The 16,984-nt window shown below is 70.7% G+C and carries 14 protein-coding genes and 1 tRNA gene; 7 read left to right on the forward strand and 8 right to left on the reverse strand.

From position 1 onward, the window contains the following. Positions 1–8: 8 nt before the first annotated feature. Together OG892_RS15975 and OG892_RS15980 are read left to right on the forward strand one after the other, a co-directional pair. Positions 9–935 (forward strand): hypothetical protein, encoded by a 927-nt coding sequence (locus OG892_RS15975; RefSeq protein WP_328866713.1) that lies wholly within the window; start codon positions 9–11, stop codon positions 933–935. After that, positions 935–2,749 (forward strand): hypothetical protein, encoded by a 1,815-nt coding sequence (locus OG892_RS15980; protein ID WP_371629504.1) that lies wholly within the window; start codon positions 935–937, stop codon positions 2,747–2,749. Before OG892_RS15975 ends, OG892_RS15980 begins: the two co-directional genes overlap by 1 nt. 234 nt (positions 2,750–2,983) lie before the next feature. Here OG892_RS15980 and OG892_RS15985 read toward each other — a convergent pair. The 7 genes from OG892_RS15985 to galU all read right to left on the reverse strand — a co-directional run bounded on the left by OG892_RS15985 (position 2,984) and on the right by galU (position 8,462). Then, positions 2,984–3,057 (reverse strand) — tRNA-Ala (locus OG892_RS15985). Between the two features lie 96 nt (positions 3,058–3,153). Then, on the reverse strand, positions 3,154–4,311 hold the full coding sequence (gene glpR / locus OG892_RS15990) for a gephyrin-like molybdotransferase receptor GlpR (protein WP_073737284.1): 1,158 nt from the start codon (positions 4,309–4,311) through the stop codon (positions 3,154–3,156). Positions 4,312–4,474: 163 nt separating this feature from the next. Continuing rightward, a complete protein-coding gene (locus OG892_RS15995; RefSeq protein WP_073737283.1) occupies positions 4,475–5,089 on the reverse strand; it encodes a GNAT family N-acetyltransferase in 615 nt (204 codons plus the stop codon). 17 nt (positions 5,090–5,106) lie between these two features. After that, the gene (locus OG892_RS16000) at positions 5,107–5,625 is read right to left on the reverse strand and encodes a MogA/MoaB family molybdenum cofactor biosynthesis protein (protein ID WP_328866710.1); all 519 of its coding nucleotides are present in this window, start codon (positions 5,623–5,625) and stop codon (positions 5,107–5,109) included. Beyond that, a complete protein-coding gene (gene moaC / locus OG892_RS16005; RefSeq protein ID WP_073737281.1) occupies positions 5,622–6,122 on the reverse strand; it encodes a cyclic pyranopterin monophosphate synthase MoaC in 501 nt (166 codons plus the stop codon). The genes OG892_RS16000 and moaC overlap by 4 nt, the downstream gene beginning before the upstream one ends. Positions 6,123–6,244: 122 nt before the next feature. Next, complete coding sequence (gene glp, locus OG892_RS16010; RefSeq protein ID WP_371629505.1) at positions 6,245–7,555, reverse strand: gephyrin-like molybdotransferase Glp; 1,311 nt, start codon at positions 7,553–7,555, stop codon at positions 6,245–6,247. Between the two features lie 4 nt (positions 7,556–7,559). Beyond that, positions 7,560–8,462: a UTP--glucose-1-phosphate uridylyltransferase GalU gene (gene galU / locus OG892_RS16015; protein WP_371629506.1), complete on the reverse strand. Its 903-nt coding sequence runs from the start codon at positions 8,460–8,462 to the stop codon at positions 7,560–7,562. A 107-nt stretch (positions 8,463–8,569) separates the two neighbouring features. Between galU and OG892_RS16020 the strand changes: the two genes are divergently transcribed. Then, the gene (locus tag OG892_RS16020; RefSeq protein ID WP_073737278.1) at positions 8,570–9,154 is read left to right on the forward strand and encodes a 5-formyltetrahydrofolate cyclo-ligase; all 585 of its coding nucleotides are present in this window, start codon (positions 8,570–8,572) and stop codon (positions 9,152–9,154) included. 67 nt (positions 9,155–9,221) lie between these two features. On the opposite strand, the gene OG892_RS16025 is transcribed toward OG892_RS16020, so the two are convergent. Then, positions 9,222–11,972 carry a penicillin acylase family protein gene (locus OG892_RS16025; RefSeq protein WP_328866706.1) on the reverse strand — a complete coding sequence of 917 codons (2,751 nt, stop codon included), beginning with the start codon at positions 11,970–11,972 and terminating at the stop codon, positions 9,222–9,224. Between the two features lie 276 nt (positions 11,973–12,248). On the opposite strand from OG892_RS16025, the gene OG892_RS16030 reads away from it, so the two are divergent. From OG892_RS16030 to OG892_RS16045, 4 genes are all read left to right on the forward strand, one after another. Then, positions 12,249–13,961, forward strand: a complete 1,713-nt coding sequence (locus tag OG892_RS16030; protein WP_371629507.1) for a potassium/proton antiporter — start codon at positions 12,249–12,251, stop codon at positions 13,959–13,961. Between the two features lie 370 nt (positions 13,962–14,331). Further along, a complete protein-coding gene (locus OG892_RS16035; RefSeq protein ID WP_371629508.1) occupies positions 14,332–15,615 on the forward strand; it encodes an MFS transporter in 1,284 nt (427 codons plus the stop codon). A 66-nt stretch (positions 15,616–15,681) separates the two neighbouring features. Next, on the forward strand, positions 15,682–16,050 hold the full coding sequence (locus OG892_RS16040; RefSeq protein ID WP_327337354.1) for an FmdB family zinc ribbon protein: 369 nt from the start codon (positions 15,682–15,684) through the stop codon (positions 16,048–16,050). 87 nt (positions 16,051–16,137) lie between these two features. After that, a complete protein-coding gene (locus tag OG892_RS16045; protein ID WP_073737274.1) occupies positions 16,138–16,971 on the forward strand; it encodes an S-methyl-5'-thioadenosine phosphorylase in 834 nt (277 codons plus the stop codon). The last annotated feature ends 13 nt before the right edge of the window (positions 16,972–16,984 follow it).

Below are 16,984 nucleotides of genomic sequence, written 5' to 3' on the forward strand. Positions count from 1 at the left end.
ATTGGTCCGTGACATTGAGCCCGCAGGTCTCCGCCCGTATCCGCAACTACCGCCCCCGCCTGCCCAGACAGCAGTGGGCTCCGGTCGCCGACCAGGTGCGGGCCACCGTCGCGGCAGCGGCCCCGGCCACCTGTTACGACGCGGCACATCTGCTCTATGTGGTCGGCCGCATCGCTGTCTGGGCGGACCGCACCGGTCTGCCACGGGATCCGGGGCTGTGGCTGCGGACCGAGACGATCGACGGATTCATCCTGCTCGGCCTCGCCGGCCAGGAGGGCAGCTCCCGCCAGACCTTCCGGACCTGGCTCCGCCGTACCCGGGAAGCCCTGGTGTGGGTACAGCGCGGAGAGGCCCCGCCGGTCCGCATCGCCGCCAGCCGACTCCCCCAGCCACCCTATGAGCCAGGCGAGTTGGCCAGGCTGAAGGGGTGGGCGGAGCTGCTTCCCGGCCGGGCCCGGCTGGATGGACTGGCCCTGATGGCGCTGGGCGCGGGCTGTGGGCTGCAGCCCGGCGAGGTTCCGGCCGTTCGGGGCAGCGACCTGCGGGTCACTGCCCGGGGCATGGTGGTTCTCGACGCCCCCTGGCTGGGCCGTCTGGTGACCTGCCGCGCTCCCTGGGAGCAGACCCTGGCCGAGCTCGCCGTGCTTGCCGGGGACGACTACGTGTTCCGGCCGGGCCGGAAGGTGGAGGCGGCGAAGAACCTGGTCAGCTCCTGGCCCGCCCGGCACAGACCGCACGCGGGTCTGCCCGCGCTCGCGGCCCGGCGGCTGCGGACCACCTGGATCGTGGACCTGCTGGGCCAGCGGATCGATCCGGCACTGGTCGCGGACGCTGCGGGGATGCATTCGGCCGCCGGACTGGGTCCCTACTTCCACTGGGTCCCGCCCCTGGCTCCGGAGCAGGCTGCCGAGCTTCTGCGCGGACCCGCCCAGTGATGCGCCGCCCGCAGGACGCCGAGGACACACTGTCTGCGGTGCGGCGGCTGCGGCCCAAGCCGCCGCTGAGCGGAATGCCGAAGATCCCGGACTCCAAGGTCGGCCAGCTGCTGACGCTCCTGGACCGCACCGGTGTCCCCCAGGAACTGGAGGACCTGCTCCGAGACCTCCCTGGTCCCAAAGGAGTACGCCCGCGGGTGGTTCTGGCCGGGTTGCTGCTGTCGGCGTACTACACAGGCAGGGCCACGGTCGCCGACGCCTGGCGTCTGCTCCACTATGGACTGGAGCCCAGAGCCCGTACCTGGCTGGGCATCCCAGAGCACCCTCCGGCCGGGCCCGCCGCACGGATCGCTTCCAGCAAGCGGCTCTACCGGGGACTGAACGCGATCACCACGGCCCTGGACCCCGCCCGCTACGACCGGCGTTCCCGGCTGCCGCAGCGGCACGCCGACTTCCACGCCGCCCTCTGGGATAGCCCCGAGGGCCGCACCGCCGCCGCCCGCCTCCAGCTCCTCGCCAACCGCCTGGTCCTGGCGTCCGTACGCATGGCTGACCAGCGTGGATACCTGCGCGGCTGGAACGGCGATGTCGGCGTCGACGCCACCGACATCCGCGTCAGCGCCCGCCCCGACAGCAGCCGGCTGACCACCGCCTCGACGGAAGTCACCGCCGGCTGGCACTTCAAGGGCGGCACCGGCGACAAGGTCTTCGGCTACAGCGCGACCCTGGCCATCGCCGCCCACCACCGCGACCCGGGCGATGACGCCCCCGGGGCCTACCCGCAGCTGTGTCTGGGCTTCGAGCTCGACACCCCCACCGTCCGCACCGGCCCCAACGCCCTCACGATCCTCACCCAACTCGGCCTGCCCACCGGCATCCTCGCCGCCGACCGCGCCTACACCGGCTGCAGCCCGTCCAACTTCCAGACACCCGTCCGCAGACTCGGCTACCGCCTTGCCCTGGACTACAAGGTCAAAGAACGTGGCCTGCAAGGCAGTTGGCAAGGGGCGCCACTCGTCGACGGCTCCCTGCTCTGCCCGCTCACCCCGGCCCCACTCATCCACGCCACCGCTGGCGCCGACGACGACACTGTCCGGTTCCGCAGCGACGCGCTCCGCGAGAAGATCGAAGCCCGCGAGCCGCACCACCTCAAACTCAAGCAGGGCCCCAACGCCCGCGGCGCGATCCGCCTCCAGTGCCCGGCCAGCGGCCCGTCCCCCTCGGTCAACTGCACCCGCCGCGACCGGCTGAGGCCCCGCGCACAGGCTCCCGCCGCCATGCCTTCCCGGGTGATCGACCTCAGCCTGCCCCTGCCCCGGACTCTGCCGACCGCGGCCCGCCCCACCGTCCAGGTCCCCGACGCCGAACGCTTCGCACCTCCACCTGCAGTCACGCTGCCCCAGGTGTGCTGCGCAGGATCGATCACCGTGCCCGCCGACACCGAGGCCAACTGGCGTCTGGCCAAGTACCGCCAGGACGTGCACTACCTCCACACCCCATGGCTGAACACCTACCGCCCCATCCGCAGCCACAACGAAGGCGCCAACGGCCGCTTCAAGAGCGGGACCCTCGACATCGGCAACCCCAAACACCGGCCCGCCCCCGGCCAGGTCGCCCAGACCCTCCTCCTGGCGGTCATGCTCACCGTCGCCAACCTGACCGTTCTGGAAACCTGGCTCACCGAACGCGCCGGCCCGGACGAACTCACCGACGCCGACTTCGACGCCACCGGCCCCCTGCCCTCGCTCGATACCCCGCGCATCGCGCTGCCGGAAGCAGATAACGGGCGCCACCCGCCTCCGCGCTCCCGCTGAACCTGGCTCCGTACGACAACTCAAGCCCACCCTCGCACGCCGAACTCCCCGCAGATCGGCGTGCGCCGCCATGCCCGCACCACACCCACAGGCCACAAGGCACATGCCAGCTCGACATAACCTGCGCACCCAGACCTCCCGACGAGCCCCAGAAACGACGAAATCCCGCCCGATCAATGTGATCGGACGGGACTCGTGAACCGTTTACGAGCCAACTCGCGAACGGCCCTGCGGTGGACCTGTGGGGATTTGAACCCCAGACCCCCTCGATGCGAACGAGGTGCGCTACCAGACTGCGCCACAGGCCCTTGCAACGAGTGAAACTTTAGCACCCTCCACGGGGTGCTCGGAAATCCGTCCGTCGCTGGTCAGCCGAGTCGGCGTCGCGGCACGGGCCGGAGGCCTCACTCGTTGGCCGCGCGCGGGCGGTCGTCCTCGTCGTACTGGTCGAAGAGGGGCGTCCGACCCCGGTCGCGGGAGCGGCGGGACTGGCCGGTGCGCTGGCGCGGTGCGGGCTCCACCGGGGGTGCCGTGGAGCGCGGGGCGGTCGGCTGGGCGGGTTCTGCGGCGCTGGAGCGGGCCGCGCTCCAGGTCTCCGGGTCGCCTACCTCGACGCCGCCCGTGGCGCGCGGGGCGACCGGGGCGGTGACGTAGGTCGGCAGTGGGACCGGGACCGGCTCCCAGCTGTCGCCCTGGACCCGGCCGCGTTCGCGCTGCTGGTCCACCCACTCCGCGTGGTCCGTCTGCTCGACCAGGGCGCGGCGGCCGGCCTCCTGCGGGGAGACCGTGGGGGTGGGCTCGGGGGCGGGGTGGCGCGCTTCGGGGTCCTCGTCGGACTCCGTGGTGGCCGTCGTGGCGGGCTGGTGCCTGCGCGGGCGGTTCTCGCGCAGGTGCTGCGCCGCCACCTCGGCCCGTCGCCGGTCCATGGTGAAGGCGAACCTGCGCCGCTCCTGGGCGCGCAGATGCACGATGTACGTGCTCAGCAGCACCGCGGGAACCGCGGGTGCCCAGAGGAAGCCGAGGCCGCCGACCGCCGCGACGACCGCGCCGAGCGTGAAGCCGAGGAAGAGGACGACGGTGGTACGCCGACGGCGTGCGAGGACCTGGGTGCGCTGCGCGCGCCGGGCTCGTTCGGCATCGATGCCACCGGGGCGCGGTCGAGCGCGCCGGGCGGGTACGGATGCGGGTGCGGTCGGGGACACCGGGCGTTCCCGGGCCTGGCGCTCCTTCGGTGCGCGCTCCGGCGTACGGGCCGGGTCATGGACCCGGGCCTCGGTGTGCGCCGGGGGCGCGGAGAAGTTCCGGACGTCGACGGAATCCATTCGATCCGTGTCCGCGTCCGGGTCGGCGTCGGGCGCCGCCTCATCGTCGGTGCGCTCCTGCAACCCCTTGGCATACCGGCGCTCCATCGCCGCCCGTCCGGACAGCAGCCGGATGGCGGTGCTGAAGCGTTCCGTCGGACGGGCTTCGTTGAGCTCGTCCTGCCTGCGGAGCCACATCGGCACCAAGTAGGCGGCCCAGGCCCCGACGATGACTGCATAGATGAGGCCGCTGCTGCTCACATCTCACACCGTAGAGGGGTTTGCATGGAGGCATCCGCCAATTGGCGCGGTGTGTCGCACGATCCTGCTGATATCAAGGACTTTTTTTGTGATTGTTCGGATCAGTAGTCGGTGTTTGCCCGTCCGGTAGCGGTCAAACACCGATCAATTTCGAACACGTATTTCATTTAGTGCGATGTTCAGGCTGCTCCGGCCTGGCCCGCTGCCACCTCCGGAGCAGTCCGTCGGGCACCTCCTCGGCAGTGAGCGCGTAGATCAGGTGGTCCCGCCAGGCGCCGTCGATGTGCAGATAGCGGGGCCGGATCCCTTCCTCGCGGAATCCCAGTTTCGCCACCACCCGCCGGCTGGGCGCGTTCTCCGGGCGGATGCACACCTCGATCCGGTGCAGTCCGACCGCGCGGAAGCAGTGGTCGACGGCGAGGGCGACCGCGGTCGGCATCACCCCGCGCCCCGCCACGTCCTGGTCGACCCAGTAGCCGACGTGGCCCGAGCACATCGAGCCCCAGGTGATCCCGGCGACGGTCAGCTGGCCGACCAGCCGGCCCCGGTACTCGATGGCGAACGGCAGCATCCGCCCGGCGTGGGCCTCGGACCGCAGATGACGGATCATCTGCCGGTACGTGGGGCGCTGGGCCACCGGGCCGCCGGGGGCGGGCGGCGGCACGGTCGCCTCCCAGGGGCGCAGCCAGTCCCTGTTGCGCCGGTTGACCTCGCGCCACATGTTCTGGTCGCGGAGCTTTATCGGCCGGAGGGTGACGTCGCCGTCCACCAGGGTCACCGGCCAGGTCGGGACGTTCAGCTCGGGCTCCCGGGTCGGGGGTGATCGCCGCCGCGGAGCTGGTCGACGGCGTGCACCAGGAGTCGGCTCAGGACGGCGAGACCGTCGCGCACCCCGCCGGTGGAGCCGGGCAGATTGACGACGAGCGTGCGGTCGGCCACGCCCGCCAGACCGCGCGAGAGCGCGGCCGTGGGGACTTTGTCCCGGCCCTCCGCGCGGATCGCCTCGGGGATACCGGGGATCTCGTGGTCCAGGACGGCGCGGGTGGCCTCGGGGGTGCCGTCGGTGGGCGAGATGCCCGTACCGCCGGTGGTGACGATGACGTCGTACGCGGCGGCCACCCCGTCGCGCAGCGCCTGCTCGACCGGGTCTCCGTCCGGGACGACCCGCGGTCCGTCGACGGTGAAGCCGAGCCCGGTCAGCGCCTCGGCGATCAGCGGGCCGCCCTTGTCCTCGTAGACCCCGGCGGCGGCGCGGTTCGATGCGGTCACCACGAGGGCGCGGTAGCCGGTGGAATCCCTCGCCGGGGCGCTCACGCGTCCGCCCCGGCCTGCGCGGTGCGGCGGTAGTCGCCGGACTTGCCGCCCGACTTCGCCTCGACCCGGACGTCCGTGATGACCGCGGCCTTGTCCACCGCCTTGATCATGTCGATGACGGTGAGCGCCGCGACCGACACGGCGGTCAGCGCCTCCATCTCCACGCCCGTGCGGTCCGTGGTCTTCACGGTCGCGAGGATCTCCACCGCGTCGTCGGCCACGCTCAGGTCGACCGTGACGCCGGAGACGGCCAGCGGGTGGCAGAGGGGGATCAGCTCCGGGGTGCGCTTGGCCCCCATGATCCCGGCGATGCGCGCGGTGGCGAGGGCGTCGCCCTTGGGGACTCCTTCGCCCCGGAGCAGTTCGATGACACGCGGCGAGACGAGGACCCGGCCGCTGGCACGGGCCACGCGCGCGGTGACGTCCTTCTCGGAGACGTCGACCATGCGGGCGGCGCCCGCCTCGTCGATATGCGTCAGCCTGTTCTGCGTACTCAACTCACTCCGCCTAGCGGTAGGGCGCCGGTTGCCCCTGAGCCGCACCGGGGTGCGGGCCCGGGGTCCGGGGGATGTCCCCCGGAAGGCACAGCGGCAGATACCGTACCGCCACCCGGCGCCGGTCAGCGGATCAGGATCACCTCGGTGTCGGTGCCGGGCTCTGCGGAGGTGACGTCCTCGGGCAGCACGATCAGCGCGTCCGCCTGGGCGAGAGCGGCGATCAGATGCGATCCGGAACCGCCCACGGGCGTGACGGTGCCCGCCTCCGCGTCGTACGTACCGCGCAGGAACTGCCGCCTGCCGTCGGGCGAGGACAGCGCCTTGTCACAGACCAGGGTGGCCCTGGCGGTGGGGCGGTTGACGTCCGGCAGGCCCATCAGGGTCCGGATCGCGGGCCGTACGAACAGCTCGAACGAGACGTAACTGGACACCGGGTTGCCCGGCAGCGCCAGCAACGGGGTGTGCTCCGGGCCGATGGAGCCGAAGCCCTGCGGCTTGCCGGGCTGCATGGCCAGCTTGCGGAAGTCGATGCCGCTGCCCGGCTCGTCCTCGTCGCCCACCGAGGACAGCGCCTCCTTGACGACGTCGTACGCGCCGACGCTGACGCCCCCCGTGGTGACGACGATGTCGGCGCGGATCAGCTGGTCCTCGATCGTGGCGCGCAGCGTCTGAGCGTCGTCGGTGACGGCGCCGACCCGGTAGGCGATCGCTCCGGCGTCGCGCGCGGCGGCCGTCAGCGCGAAGCTGTTCGAGTCGTAGATCTGGCCGCCGGTCAGCTCCTCGCCGGGCTGGACCAGTTCGCTGCCGGTCGAGATGACGACGACACGCGGCCGGGGCCGCACCTTCACCGTCGAGCGGCCGATCGCCGCGAGCAGGCCGATCTGCGGCGGTCCGACCACCGAACCGGCGCGCAGGGCCAGATCGCCCGGCCCGACGTCGCTGCCGCGGTCCCTGACGTGGGCACGGGCCTCCACCGGGCGGTGCACCCTGACCTCACCGCGCGCGCCCTCCGGGGCGTCGCTGTGGGCGCGCATCGAGGCGGCGGGGCCCTCGCCCGTACCGCCGTCGGTCCACTCGACCGGGATCACGGCCTCCGCGCCGGCCGGCAGCGGGGCGCCGGTCATGATGCGGGCGGCCTCCCCCGGGCCCACCCGCTGGTCGCCGAGGAGCCCGGCGTCGCCCGCCGCGACGTCACCGATGACGGTGAGGACCGCGGGGAACTCCTCCGTGGCGCCCTCCACATCGGAGACGCGGACCGCGTAGCCGTCCATCGAGCTGTTGTCGAAGGGCGGCAGGGCGATCTCCACCACGACGTCCTCGACCAGGACGCAGCCCTGCGCGTCGGGCAGTTGCAGCTCGATGGGTTCGAGCGGCTTCACAGCGGCGAGGATGTCTTCCAGGTGCTCGTCCACCGACCAGATCGTGCTGCTCAAGGTCTTACATCTCCTCGGTGACGTAACTGCGGAGCCAGGTCCGGAACTCCGGGCCCAGGTCTTCACGTTCGCACGCGAGTCTGACAATGGCACGGAGGTAGTCGCTCCGGTCACCGGTGTCATAGCGGCGGCCCTTGAAGACGACGCCGTGCACCGGGCCGCCGGTCTTCTCGTCCTCCGCCAGCAGCTGCAGGGCGTCGGTCAGCTGGATCTCGTCGCCGCGGCCCGGCTCGGTCCGGCGCAGTATCCCGAAGACGGCGGGGTCCAGGACATAGCGGCCGATGATGGCGAGGTTGCTGGGCGCGTCGGCCGGTTCCGGCTTCTCGACCAGGCCGGTGATCCGCATCACATCGCTTTCGGCGGTGGGCTCGACGGCCGCGCAGCCGTACTGGTGGATCAGCTCGGGCGGTACCTCCATGAGCGCGACGACGCTGCCGCCCTCACGCTCCTGGACCTCCACCATGCGGGCCAGCAGCGGATCGCGCGGATCGATCAGGTCGTCGCCGAGGAGCACCGCGAACGGCTGGTCACCGACGTGCGGCGCCGCGCACAGCACCGCGTGGCCGAGGCCGCGCGGGTCGCCCTGGCGGACGTAGTGCATGGTGGCGAGGTCGCTCGACTCCTGGACCCTGCGCAGCCGTTCGGCATCACCCTTGCGGGTGAGTGCGGACTCCAGTTCGTAGTTGCGGTCGAAGTGGTCCTCCAGGGGACGCTTGTTGCGACCGGTGATCATCAGTACGTCGGAGAGGCCGGCGGCCACCGCCTCCTCGACGACGTACTGGATGGCAGGCTTGTCGACGACAGGCAGCATCTCTTTGGGAGTGGCCTTGGTGGCCGGCAGGAAGCGGGTGCCGAGGCCCGCCGCCGGAATGACAGCCTTGCTGATCCTGGGGTTCGACTGAGTCATGCGCTGAACCTTAACCGGCGCACATGGGCGGAAGATGAGCCTCCGGTTAACTTTGTACTCATATACGCCAGTACGAGAGATCTATGGGTGCCCCGTTGAACACCGAGATGTCCGCAAAGGCGCTACTGCGGCGCGAACTGCTCGCCGCACGGCGCCTCCTGACCGGTGAGGCCGTCGAACGCGCCGCCGAGGCGCTGGCCAGCCGCGCCCTCACGCTCCCCGAGCTCTCCGGGGCCCGTACCGTCGCCGCGTACGTCTCGGTGGGGCGCGAACCGGGCACCCGCGCCCTGCTGGACGCGCTGCGCGCGCGGGGCGTCCGGGTACTGCTGCCGGTGCTCCTGCCGGACAACGACCTGGACTGGGCCCCGTACGAGGGTGCGGGGAGCCTCGCGCAGGCCGGTCGCGGGCTGCTGGAGCCGGCCGGGGAGCGGCTCGGCCCCGACGCCGTACTGGACGCCGACGCGGTGCTGCTGCCGGGCCTCGCGGTGGACGGGCGCGGGATGCGGCTCGGCCGGGGCGGCGGCAGCTACGACCGGGTGCTGGCCCGGCTCTCGGCGGCCGGGGCGCACCCGGCGCTGATCGTCCTGCTGTACGACGCCGAGGTGGCCGCGCGGGTCCCGGAGGAACCGCACGACCACCCCGTGGACGCGGTGGTGACACCGGCGGGATCACGGCGCTTCAGCGACGGCTGAAGCGCCGCCGGCCCGCCCGCCGCCAAGAGCCCCAAGGGAACCAAGGAACCCATGAGCCCATGAGCCCCTAAGGCTTCAGGGTCAGCGTGTCCGTCGTCGAGCCGGTCACCGCGTTCGTCCCGTAGGACCAGTCGAGCAGCTCGCCGTTGACCCACTTGTCGGTCTGGTCGGTGTAGTGCGCGCTGAACGCGTGCCCGGAGGCGCCGGTGAGGTTGATCCAGCGGGACTTGTCCCAGTCCCCCACGTTGACGACCATCCGCATCGACGGAACCCAGACGACCTCGTAGCCGCCGGCCGCGTTCCAGCCGGTGGCGTCCACCGCGGCCTCACCGCCGCCGAGGTTCCACGGGCCCCGGTTGAGCACCCGCTGGAGCAGTCCGGGCCCCTCCGTACCGAGGGTCTGGTTCTTCAGGGTCAGCTGGTGCAGCCGGCCCCAGTTCCAGGTGGTGATGTCCTTGCCGAGCTTGGCCGTCAGCTCCCAGCGCGCGTCCTTCATGGCGCGGGCGAAGAGCTCCTCACGGTTGCCGGTCGCCTTGTCCTTGCGGTTCGCCGACGTCTTCCACCAGTCGCTGTCCGGCTTGTCCATGAGGTTCTCGACGACCTGGTACCAGCGGTCACCGCCGTCCGGCTGCGCCGAGTCGGGGGCGCGCTGGCCGCATTCGCGTACCAGCCTGTCCTGCTCGTCGAGCGGGCCCGAGCTCTTGGCCGGCGGCACGTTCAGGCACTCGCCCTTGACCCGCATCTCCTTGGGCAGCTTGTCACCGAAGGCCAGCTTGAGGATGTTGCGCCAGACCGCGTTGAAGTACGCGGCCGCCGCCGAGTCGGACTCCTGGGTGTAGTCCCAGCCCTCCAGCAGCTTCTGCGCCTCCCGGACGTCCTTGTCCGAGATGTTGATCTTCATCAGCTCGGGCACCAGCAGCGTGGCGATCTCGCTGGTGTTGTCCATCTGCATCTTCTGCATGTCGTCGGTCGAGATCTTCCCGCCGCCCTTGATCTTCGACTGGATGAGGTCGTTGATCCGCTGGCTGCGGGTGCCGTAGCCCCAGTCCTTGGTGAGCATGTACGGGTACTTCTTCTCGTCGACGACCGCCTGGTTGGCGGTGACGATGTACCCGCGCTTCGGGTCGTACTCGTACGGCAGCTCGTCGAACGGGATCGGGTCCTTCTTCCAGCCGTAGGCCGAGGACCAGCCGGGGCTGGGCATCGTGCCGTCACCGGACTTGCGCTGCGGGATCTTCCCCGGCGCCTGGTAGCCGATGTGGCCCTTGGTGTCGGCGTAGATGAGGTTCTGCGAGGGAACCTCGAAGTGCTCGGCCGCCGCGCGGAAGGACGTGAAGTCCTTGGCGCGGTTGAGCTCGAAGACGGCGTCCATGGACTTGCCGGGCTCCAGCGCGGTCCACTTCAGCGCCACCCCGTAGCCGTCCGCACGGTCCGGGGCCGCGTTGGTCACGGGCGCCTTCTGGCCGACCTTCTCCAGCTCGCTGCTGCGGTCGGAGACCAGCGGACCGTTGTTGGTCTCACGGACGGTGATGTGCCGGTCCCTGCCGCCCGCGACCTTGATGGTCTCCTCGCGGGTGACGAAGGGCTTCACCTTGCCGTCGTACTGGTAGCCGTCCGCCGAGACCTTCTCCAGGAAGAGGTCGGTGACGTCCGCGCCCAGGTTGGTGAAGCCCCAGGCGACGTCCTGGTTGTGGCCGATGATCACACCCGGCATGCCGGAGAACGTGTAGCCGGCGGTGTCGTACTTGCAGGTGGCGGAGACGCTGCGGCAGTGCAGCCCCATCTGGTACCAGAGCGAGGGCAGCTGCGGCGCCAGGTGCGGGTCGTTGGCGAGCAGCGGCTTATTGGTCGTCGTGTACTTGCCCGAGACCACCCAGGAGTTCGACCCGATGCCGGTGCCGTTCGGGCCCAGCAGCGAGGGGATCTCGTCGAGGGTGTCGGAGAGCGCGCCGAGCTGGGTGGTGAGCCCCTCGGTAGCGCCCTGCGCGGTCGAGGAGCCGACTCCGTCGGACGGGGTCGCCTGCGGGTCGTACTTCCCGCTGAGCGTGGAGATCCCGCCCTCGGAGACGATCGGCTTGTGCTTGTCGTACGGGTAGGGCGGGTACAGGTCCTCGATCTGCTTCGCGTCGAGCCTGGTGGTCATCAGCGAACGGTCGATCTCGTCCTGCATGTTGCCGCGCAGGTCCCAGGCCATGGCCTTCAGCCAGGCGACGGAGTCGACCGGGGTCCACTTCACCGGCTTGTAGTCGTTGGTGAGGCCCAGCGCCGCGTACTCGACGGAGATGTCCTTGCCGTCGCGGCCCTTGAGGTAGGCGTTCACGCCGTCCGCGTACGACTGGAGGTTCTTCTTGGTCTCCGCGGACAGGACGTGGTCGTACTCCTCCTGGGCGACCTTGCGCCAGCCCAGCGTGCGCAGGAAGGAGTCCGTCTCGACCTGGCCGGACCCGAACATCTCGGAGAGCCGGCCGGCCGTCATGTGACGGCGGACGTCCATCTCCCAGAAGCGGTCCTGCGCCTGGACGAAGCCCTGGGCGCGGAACAGGTCGGAGTCGGAGTCCGCGTAGATCTGCGGAATCCCGTAGCTGTCGCGCTTGACCTCGACGTTGCTGTCGAGGCCGGCGAGCTGGGCGGTCCCGTTGGTCTGCGGGTACGAGGCCCGCACGGTCGATACGGACCAGTACGTGCCGTATCCGATACCCGCGACAAGCGCCAGCACCAGGACGATCACGATCAGGCGGGCGCGTCGCCCCTTCTTCTTGCGCGACCCGCCACCGGCGGAACCGGTGGAGCCGGAAGAGGCGGTTGTGTTGGCGGGCATCGCTGTCCTTCGAGGGGCAGGGTGGTCCTGGGAGTGCAGGAGCAACCATAGGCGCAGCGCCGGAGCCCCTCTGACGCGGTATCGGGATGGTTCGAATTGCGTAGCGATCGCACGAGTACTCGAACGCATCAAGAAAACGTTAAAGATTAGGTAAGGTAACGAAGTACCGGCCGCCGGAACACGATCCGGCAGGCGCTCGCAGGGAAGGACCGGCCACTGACTGTCCACGCGCTCAACGAGCTCCTGCTCGTCTGCTCACTTGTCCTGCTCGTCGCGGTGGCGGCGGTCCGGATCTCGTCGCGCAGCGGGCTCCCGAGCCTGCTCCTGTACCTCGGCATCGGGGTCGTCATGGGGCAGGACGGGCTCTTCGACGTCAAGTTCGACAACGCGGAACTGACGCAGGTCATCGGGTACGCGGCCCTGGTCGTGATCCTCGCCGAGGGCGGCCTCGGCACGAAGTGGAAAGAGGTCAGGCCGGCGTTGCCCGCGGCCGCGATGCTCTCCACCGTCGGCGTCGCGGTGAGCGTGGGCGTGACCGCCGCCGGGGCGCACTACCTGGTCGGCCTCGACTGGCGGCAGGCGCTGATCATCGGCGCGGTCGTCTCCTCCACGGACGCCGCCGCGGTCTTCTCCGTCCTGCGCAAGGTGCCGCTGCCGTCCCGGATCACCGGCGTCCTGGAGGCCGAGTCCGGCTTCAACGACGCCCCCGTGGTGATCCTGGTGGTGGCCTTCTCGGCCGTCGGTCCGGTGGACCACTGGTACGTGCTGGTCGGCGAGATAGCGCTGGAGCTGGCGATCGGCGCGGCGGTCGGCATCGCGGTCGGCTGGCTGGGCTCGTTCGGGCTGCGGCACGTGGCACTGCCCGCCTCCGGCCTCTACCCGATCGCCGTGATGGCGATCGCGGTGACCGCGTACGCGGCGGGCGCCATGGTCCACGGCAGTGGCTTCCTCGCCGTCTACCTCGCCGCGATGATCCTCGGCAACGCCAAGCTGCCGCACTGGCCCGCCACCCGCGGTTTCGCGGACGGACTCGGCTGGCTGGCCCAGATCGGCATGTTCGTACTGCTCGGCCTGCTGGTCACCCCGCACGATCTGCTCGACGACTTCTGGCCCGCCGTCGTCGTGGGCCTGGTGCTCACCGTGGTGGCCCGGCCGCTGGAGGTCTTCCTCGCGCTGGCCCCGTTCCGAATGCCGTGGCAGGAGAAGGCCCTGATGTCCTGGGCGGGGCTGCGCGGCGCCGTCCCCATCGTCCTGGCGACCATTCCGATGGTGTCCGGTATCGAGGGTTCCACCCGGGTCTTCAACATCGTCTTCGTACTCGTCATCGTCTACACCCTCATCCAGGGGCCGACCCTGCCCTGGCTCGCGAGGACCCTCAAGATCGCGGAGGATCCGTCGGAGGCCGCCGACCTGGGCATCGAGTCGGCGCCCCTGGAACGGCTGCGCGGACATCTGCTGTCGGTGGCCATCCCCGCCAAGTCGAAGATGCACGGCGTCGAGGTCGGTGAGCTGAGGCTGCCCTCGGGGGCCGGGGTCACCCTCGTCGTGCGGGACGACACGAGCTTCGTGCCCACCCCGCCGACGGTGCTGCGCCGCGGCGACGAACTACTGGTGGTCACGACCGATCCGGTGCGCGACGCGACAGAGGCGCGGCTGCGCGCGGTCGGCGAGGGCGGCAAGCTGGCCGGCTGGCTGGGGACCGAGACGAATCCCGGCACGGAGCCCTTCACCGGGCCGCATGTCTCCAACGCGCTCAAGGCGGTGAAGAAGCTGGGCCGGACGCCGGACGAGACGAGGGCGCACGAGACACCGCCCCGGGAGATGAAGACCCGCGAGGCGAAGGCGCGTGAAGCGAAGGCCCGCGAGGCCAACGCCCATGACACCAAGGGCCAAGAAGCGAAGAACCGCGACACGCAGAACCGCGACGCGAAGAGCCGCGGCACAAAGAACCGTGACGCGAAGAACCGCGACGCGAAGGCTCACCAGTGAGGGTGCACCCGTGTTCGCAGGTTACGGAGGGTGATTGGCGCACAATCGCAGGTGCACATGGAGACCTGCCTGTACGATGAAGGGAATCTGCCCGTCGGCCGTACGCGTACGGCCATGACGCGCGATCGACAAGCGATCGACATCCAACCGATCGACATCCAACGACTTTGATCGACCAACTCTGCCTGACGCAGAGCTGGCGCGACCGTATGGCGGTCGTGGCGTCCTCCGCCTTTGCTGCGAGCGCCCGGCATCTACCGCAGTTCCGCGCGAAGAGGACAGCTCTCGGCAGCCCCTGACCGGGCCCGCACCCAGGTGCCGGCCCGTAACCGCAGGAGCACGGCCACCAGGCGGCAGAAAGGCATGGACCGTGGCGTCCACGGTCTCCGACCGCCCCGGATACGGGCAGTTGCTGCGCACTCCGGGTGCGTGGACCTTCCTCCTGCCGGGCTTCGCCGCACGGCAGCCCTTCGCCATGCTGACCATCGGCATCGTCCTGCTGGTCCAGCACACCACCGGCTCCTACGGCAGCGCGGGCGCCGTCGCCGCCGTGAGCGGCGTCTCCATGGCACTGTTCGCGCCGCAGACCGGCAAGCTCGCGGACCGGTTCGGACAGCGGGCCGTCCTGCTGCCCGGCGTCCTGGTGCACGGGGCTTCCGTGGGCGCGCTGACGGCGCTCGCGCTGGCGGACGCGCCGATCTGGGCGCTGTGCCTGGCGGCTGTGCCGACGGGTGCCTCGATCCCGCAGATCGGCCCCATGGTGCGCGCCCGCTGGGCTGCCGTGCTCGGGGCGGCGCCCGGCCGTGAGGCCTCGCCCCTGATGTCCACCGCCGCCGCCTTCGAGTCGGTGACGGACGAGTTCACCTTCGTCATCGGCCCCGTCATCGCCACCGCGCTGTGCACCGGGGTGCATCCGGCGGCCGGGCTCATCGCGGAAGCCGCGCTGACGCTGGTCGGCGGGCTGTTCTTCGCCGCGCAGCGCGCCACCCAGCCGTCCGTGCGCGACGCCGGGCCCACCGGCTCCCCGCGGCACGCCTCCGCCCTGTCGGTGCCCGGCGTGCGCGTGCTCGCGGTGGCCTTCCTCGGGATCGGCGCGGTCTTCGGCGGTATGCAGGTCTCACTGACCGCCTTCGCGGAGGAGATCGGCAGGCCCGGTTCGAACGGGGTGCTGTACGGAATCTTCGCGGCCGGCAACATGCTGGCCGGGATCGCCTGCGGTGCCATCGCCTGGAAGAGCGGGCCGCGGCGCCGGCTGATCGCCGGGTACGCGGCGCTGACCCTGACCGCGTCGGGCCTGTGGGCGGTGCACTCCGTGCCCCTGCTGGCCGCCCTCGGGCTGCTGGTCGGTCTCTGCATCGCCCCGGCCCTGATCAGCGGCTACACACTGGTCGAGGCGCTGGTGCCCGCATCCGCCCGGACCGAGGCGTTCACCTGGCTGACGGGTGCGGTCGCGCTCGGGCAGGCGGCGGCCGTGACGGTCGCCGGACAGCTCGCGGACGCCCATGGCGCGAGCACCGGATTCCTGGTGCCGCTGGTGGGCACGGTGCTGGCGCTGGTGACGCTGCTGGCGCTGCGTTCCAGGCTCGTACCGAGCCCTTCGGGACGGGCCGTGGCACGTGGTATCGGTCACCGCGGGCCGGTCACAGTGGACTGATTCCGCGGAATAGGTCACTATGGAGCGTCGTTAGCACTCATTGAGTCAGAGTGCCAGGAGGAACAAGTGCCGACCTATCAGTACCAGTGCACCGAGTGTGGCGAGGGCCTCGAAGCGGTGCAGAAGTTCACCGATGACGCCCTGACGGTGTGCCCGAACTGCGAAGGACGCCTCAAGAAGGTGTTCTCGGCGGTCGGCATTGTCTTCAAGGGTTCCGGCTTCTACCGGAACGACAGCCGCGGCTCCTCTTCGAGCAGCACGCCCGCACCGGCCGCCGCGAAGACCTCCGGTTCCGGATCGTCGTCCTCGACGGGGTCGGACGCCAAGTCCTCGGCCTCTTCGTCCTCGTCGACGTCCTCCGCTTCGGGTTCTTCGTCGTCGAGTTCTTCGGGCTCTTCCGCTTCGGGCTCTTCAAGCGGTTCGTCGGCCGCCTGAGCCGTCGCCCCATCTGCTTTCACCCGTGACCCCGCTGATCCACATCGGCGGGGTCATTGGCGTTTACGGCCCCGATAGTGTGACGGCATGGCAAACGCAGAGATCGGTGTAATCGGCGGCTCGGGCCTGTACTCCTTCCTGGAGGACGTCACCGAGGTCCGCGTGGACACCCCTTACGGACAGCCGAGCGACTCCGTCTTCCTCGGCGAGATCGGCGGCCGCCGGGTCGCCTTCCTCCCCCGGCACGGCCGCGGCCATCATGTGCCGCCGCACCGCATCAACTACCGCGCCAATCTGTGGGCGCTGCGCTCGGTCGGCGTGCGCCAGGTGCTCGGCCCGTGCGCCGTCGGCGGGCTCCGGCCGGACTACGGACCGGGGACGCTGCTCGTACCGGACCAGCTGGTGGACCGTACGAAGACCCGCGTCCAGACCTTCTACGACGGGGAGACCCGGGCGGACGGCGTGCTGCCGAACGTGGTGCACATGGGCTTCGCCGACCCCTACTGCCCCAGCGGGCGCAAGGCGGCGCTGGCGGCGGCCCGCGGCAGGGACTGGGAGGCCGTGGACGGCGGGACACTGGTCGTCATCGAGGGACCGCGCTTCTCGACCCGGGCGGAATCACGCTGGCACGCGGCGATGGGCTGGTCGGTGGTCGGCATGACCGGGCACCCGGAGGCCGTGCTCGCCCGTGAGCTGGGACTCTGCTACACGACGATGACGCTGGTGACCGACCTGGACGCGGGCGCGGAGACCGGCGAGGGCGTCTCCCACGCCGAAGTGCTCAAGGTCTTCGCGTCCAACGTCGACCGGCTGCGCACGGTCCTCTTCGACGCGGTGGCCGAGCTGCCCTCGGAGGCGGACCGCGACTGCCTGTGCGCGCATGCGCTGGAGGGCATCGACACGGGGATCGAGCTGCCGTAGGGGGATTCCGGGG

Origin of the sequence: Streptomyces sp. NBC_00341 (genome assembly GCF_041435055.1) — a bacterium.
Classification (GTDB): domain Bacteria; phylum Actinomycetota; class Actinomycetes; order Streptomycetales; family Streptomycetaceae; genus Streptomyces.

Coding starts and splice junctions, on each gene's coding strand:
- OG892_RS15980 (WP_371629504.1), top strand. CDS start 935: ATGCGCCGCCCGCAGGACGCCGAGGACACACTGTCTGCGGTGCGGCGG.
- galU (WP_371629506.1), bottom strand. CDS start 8,462: ATGACTCAGTCGAACCCCAGGATCAGCAAGGCTGTCATTCCGGCGGCG.
- OG892_RS16020 (WP_073737278.1), top strand. CDS start 8,570: ATGTCCGCAAAGGCGCTACTGCGGCGCGAACTGCTCGCCGCACGGCGC.
- OG892_RS16025 (WP_328866706.1), bottom strand. CDS start 11,972: ATGCCCGCCAACACAACCGCCTCTTCCGGCTCCACCGGTTCCGCCGGT.
- OG892_RS16045 (WP_073737274.1), top strand. CDS start 16,138: ATGGCAAACGCAGAGATCGGTGTAATCGGCGGCTCGGGCCTGTACTCC.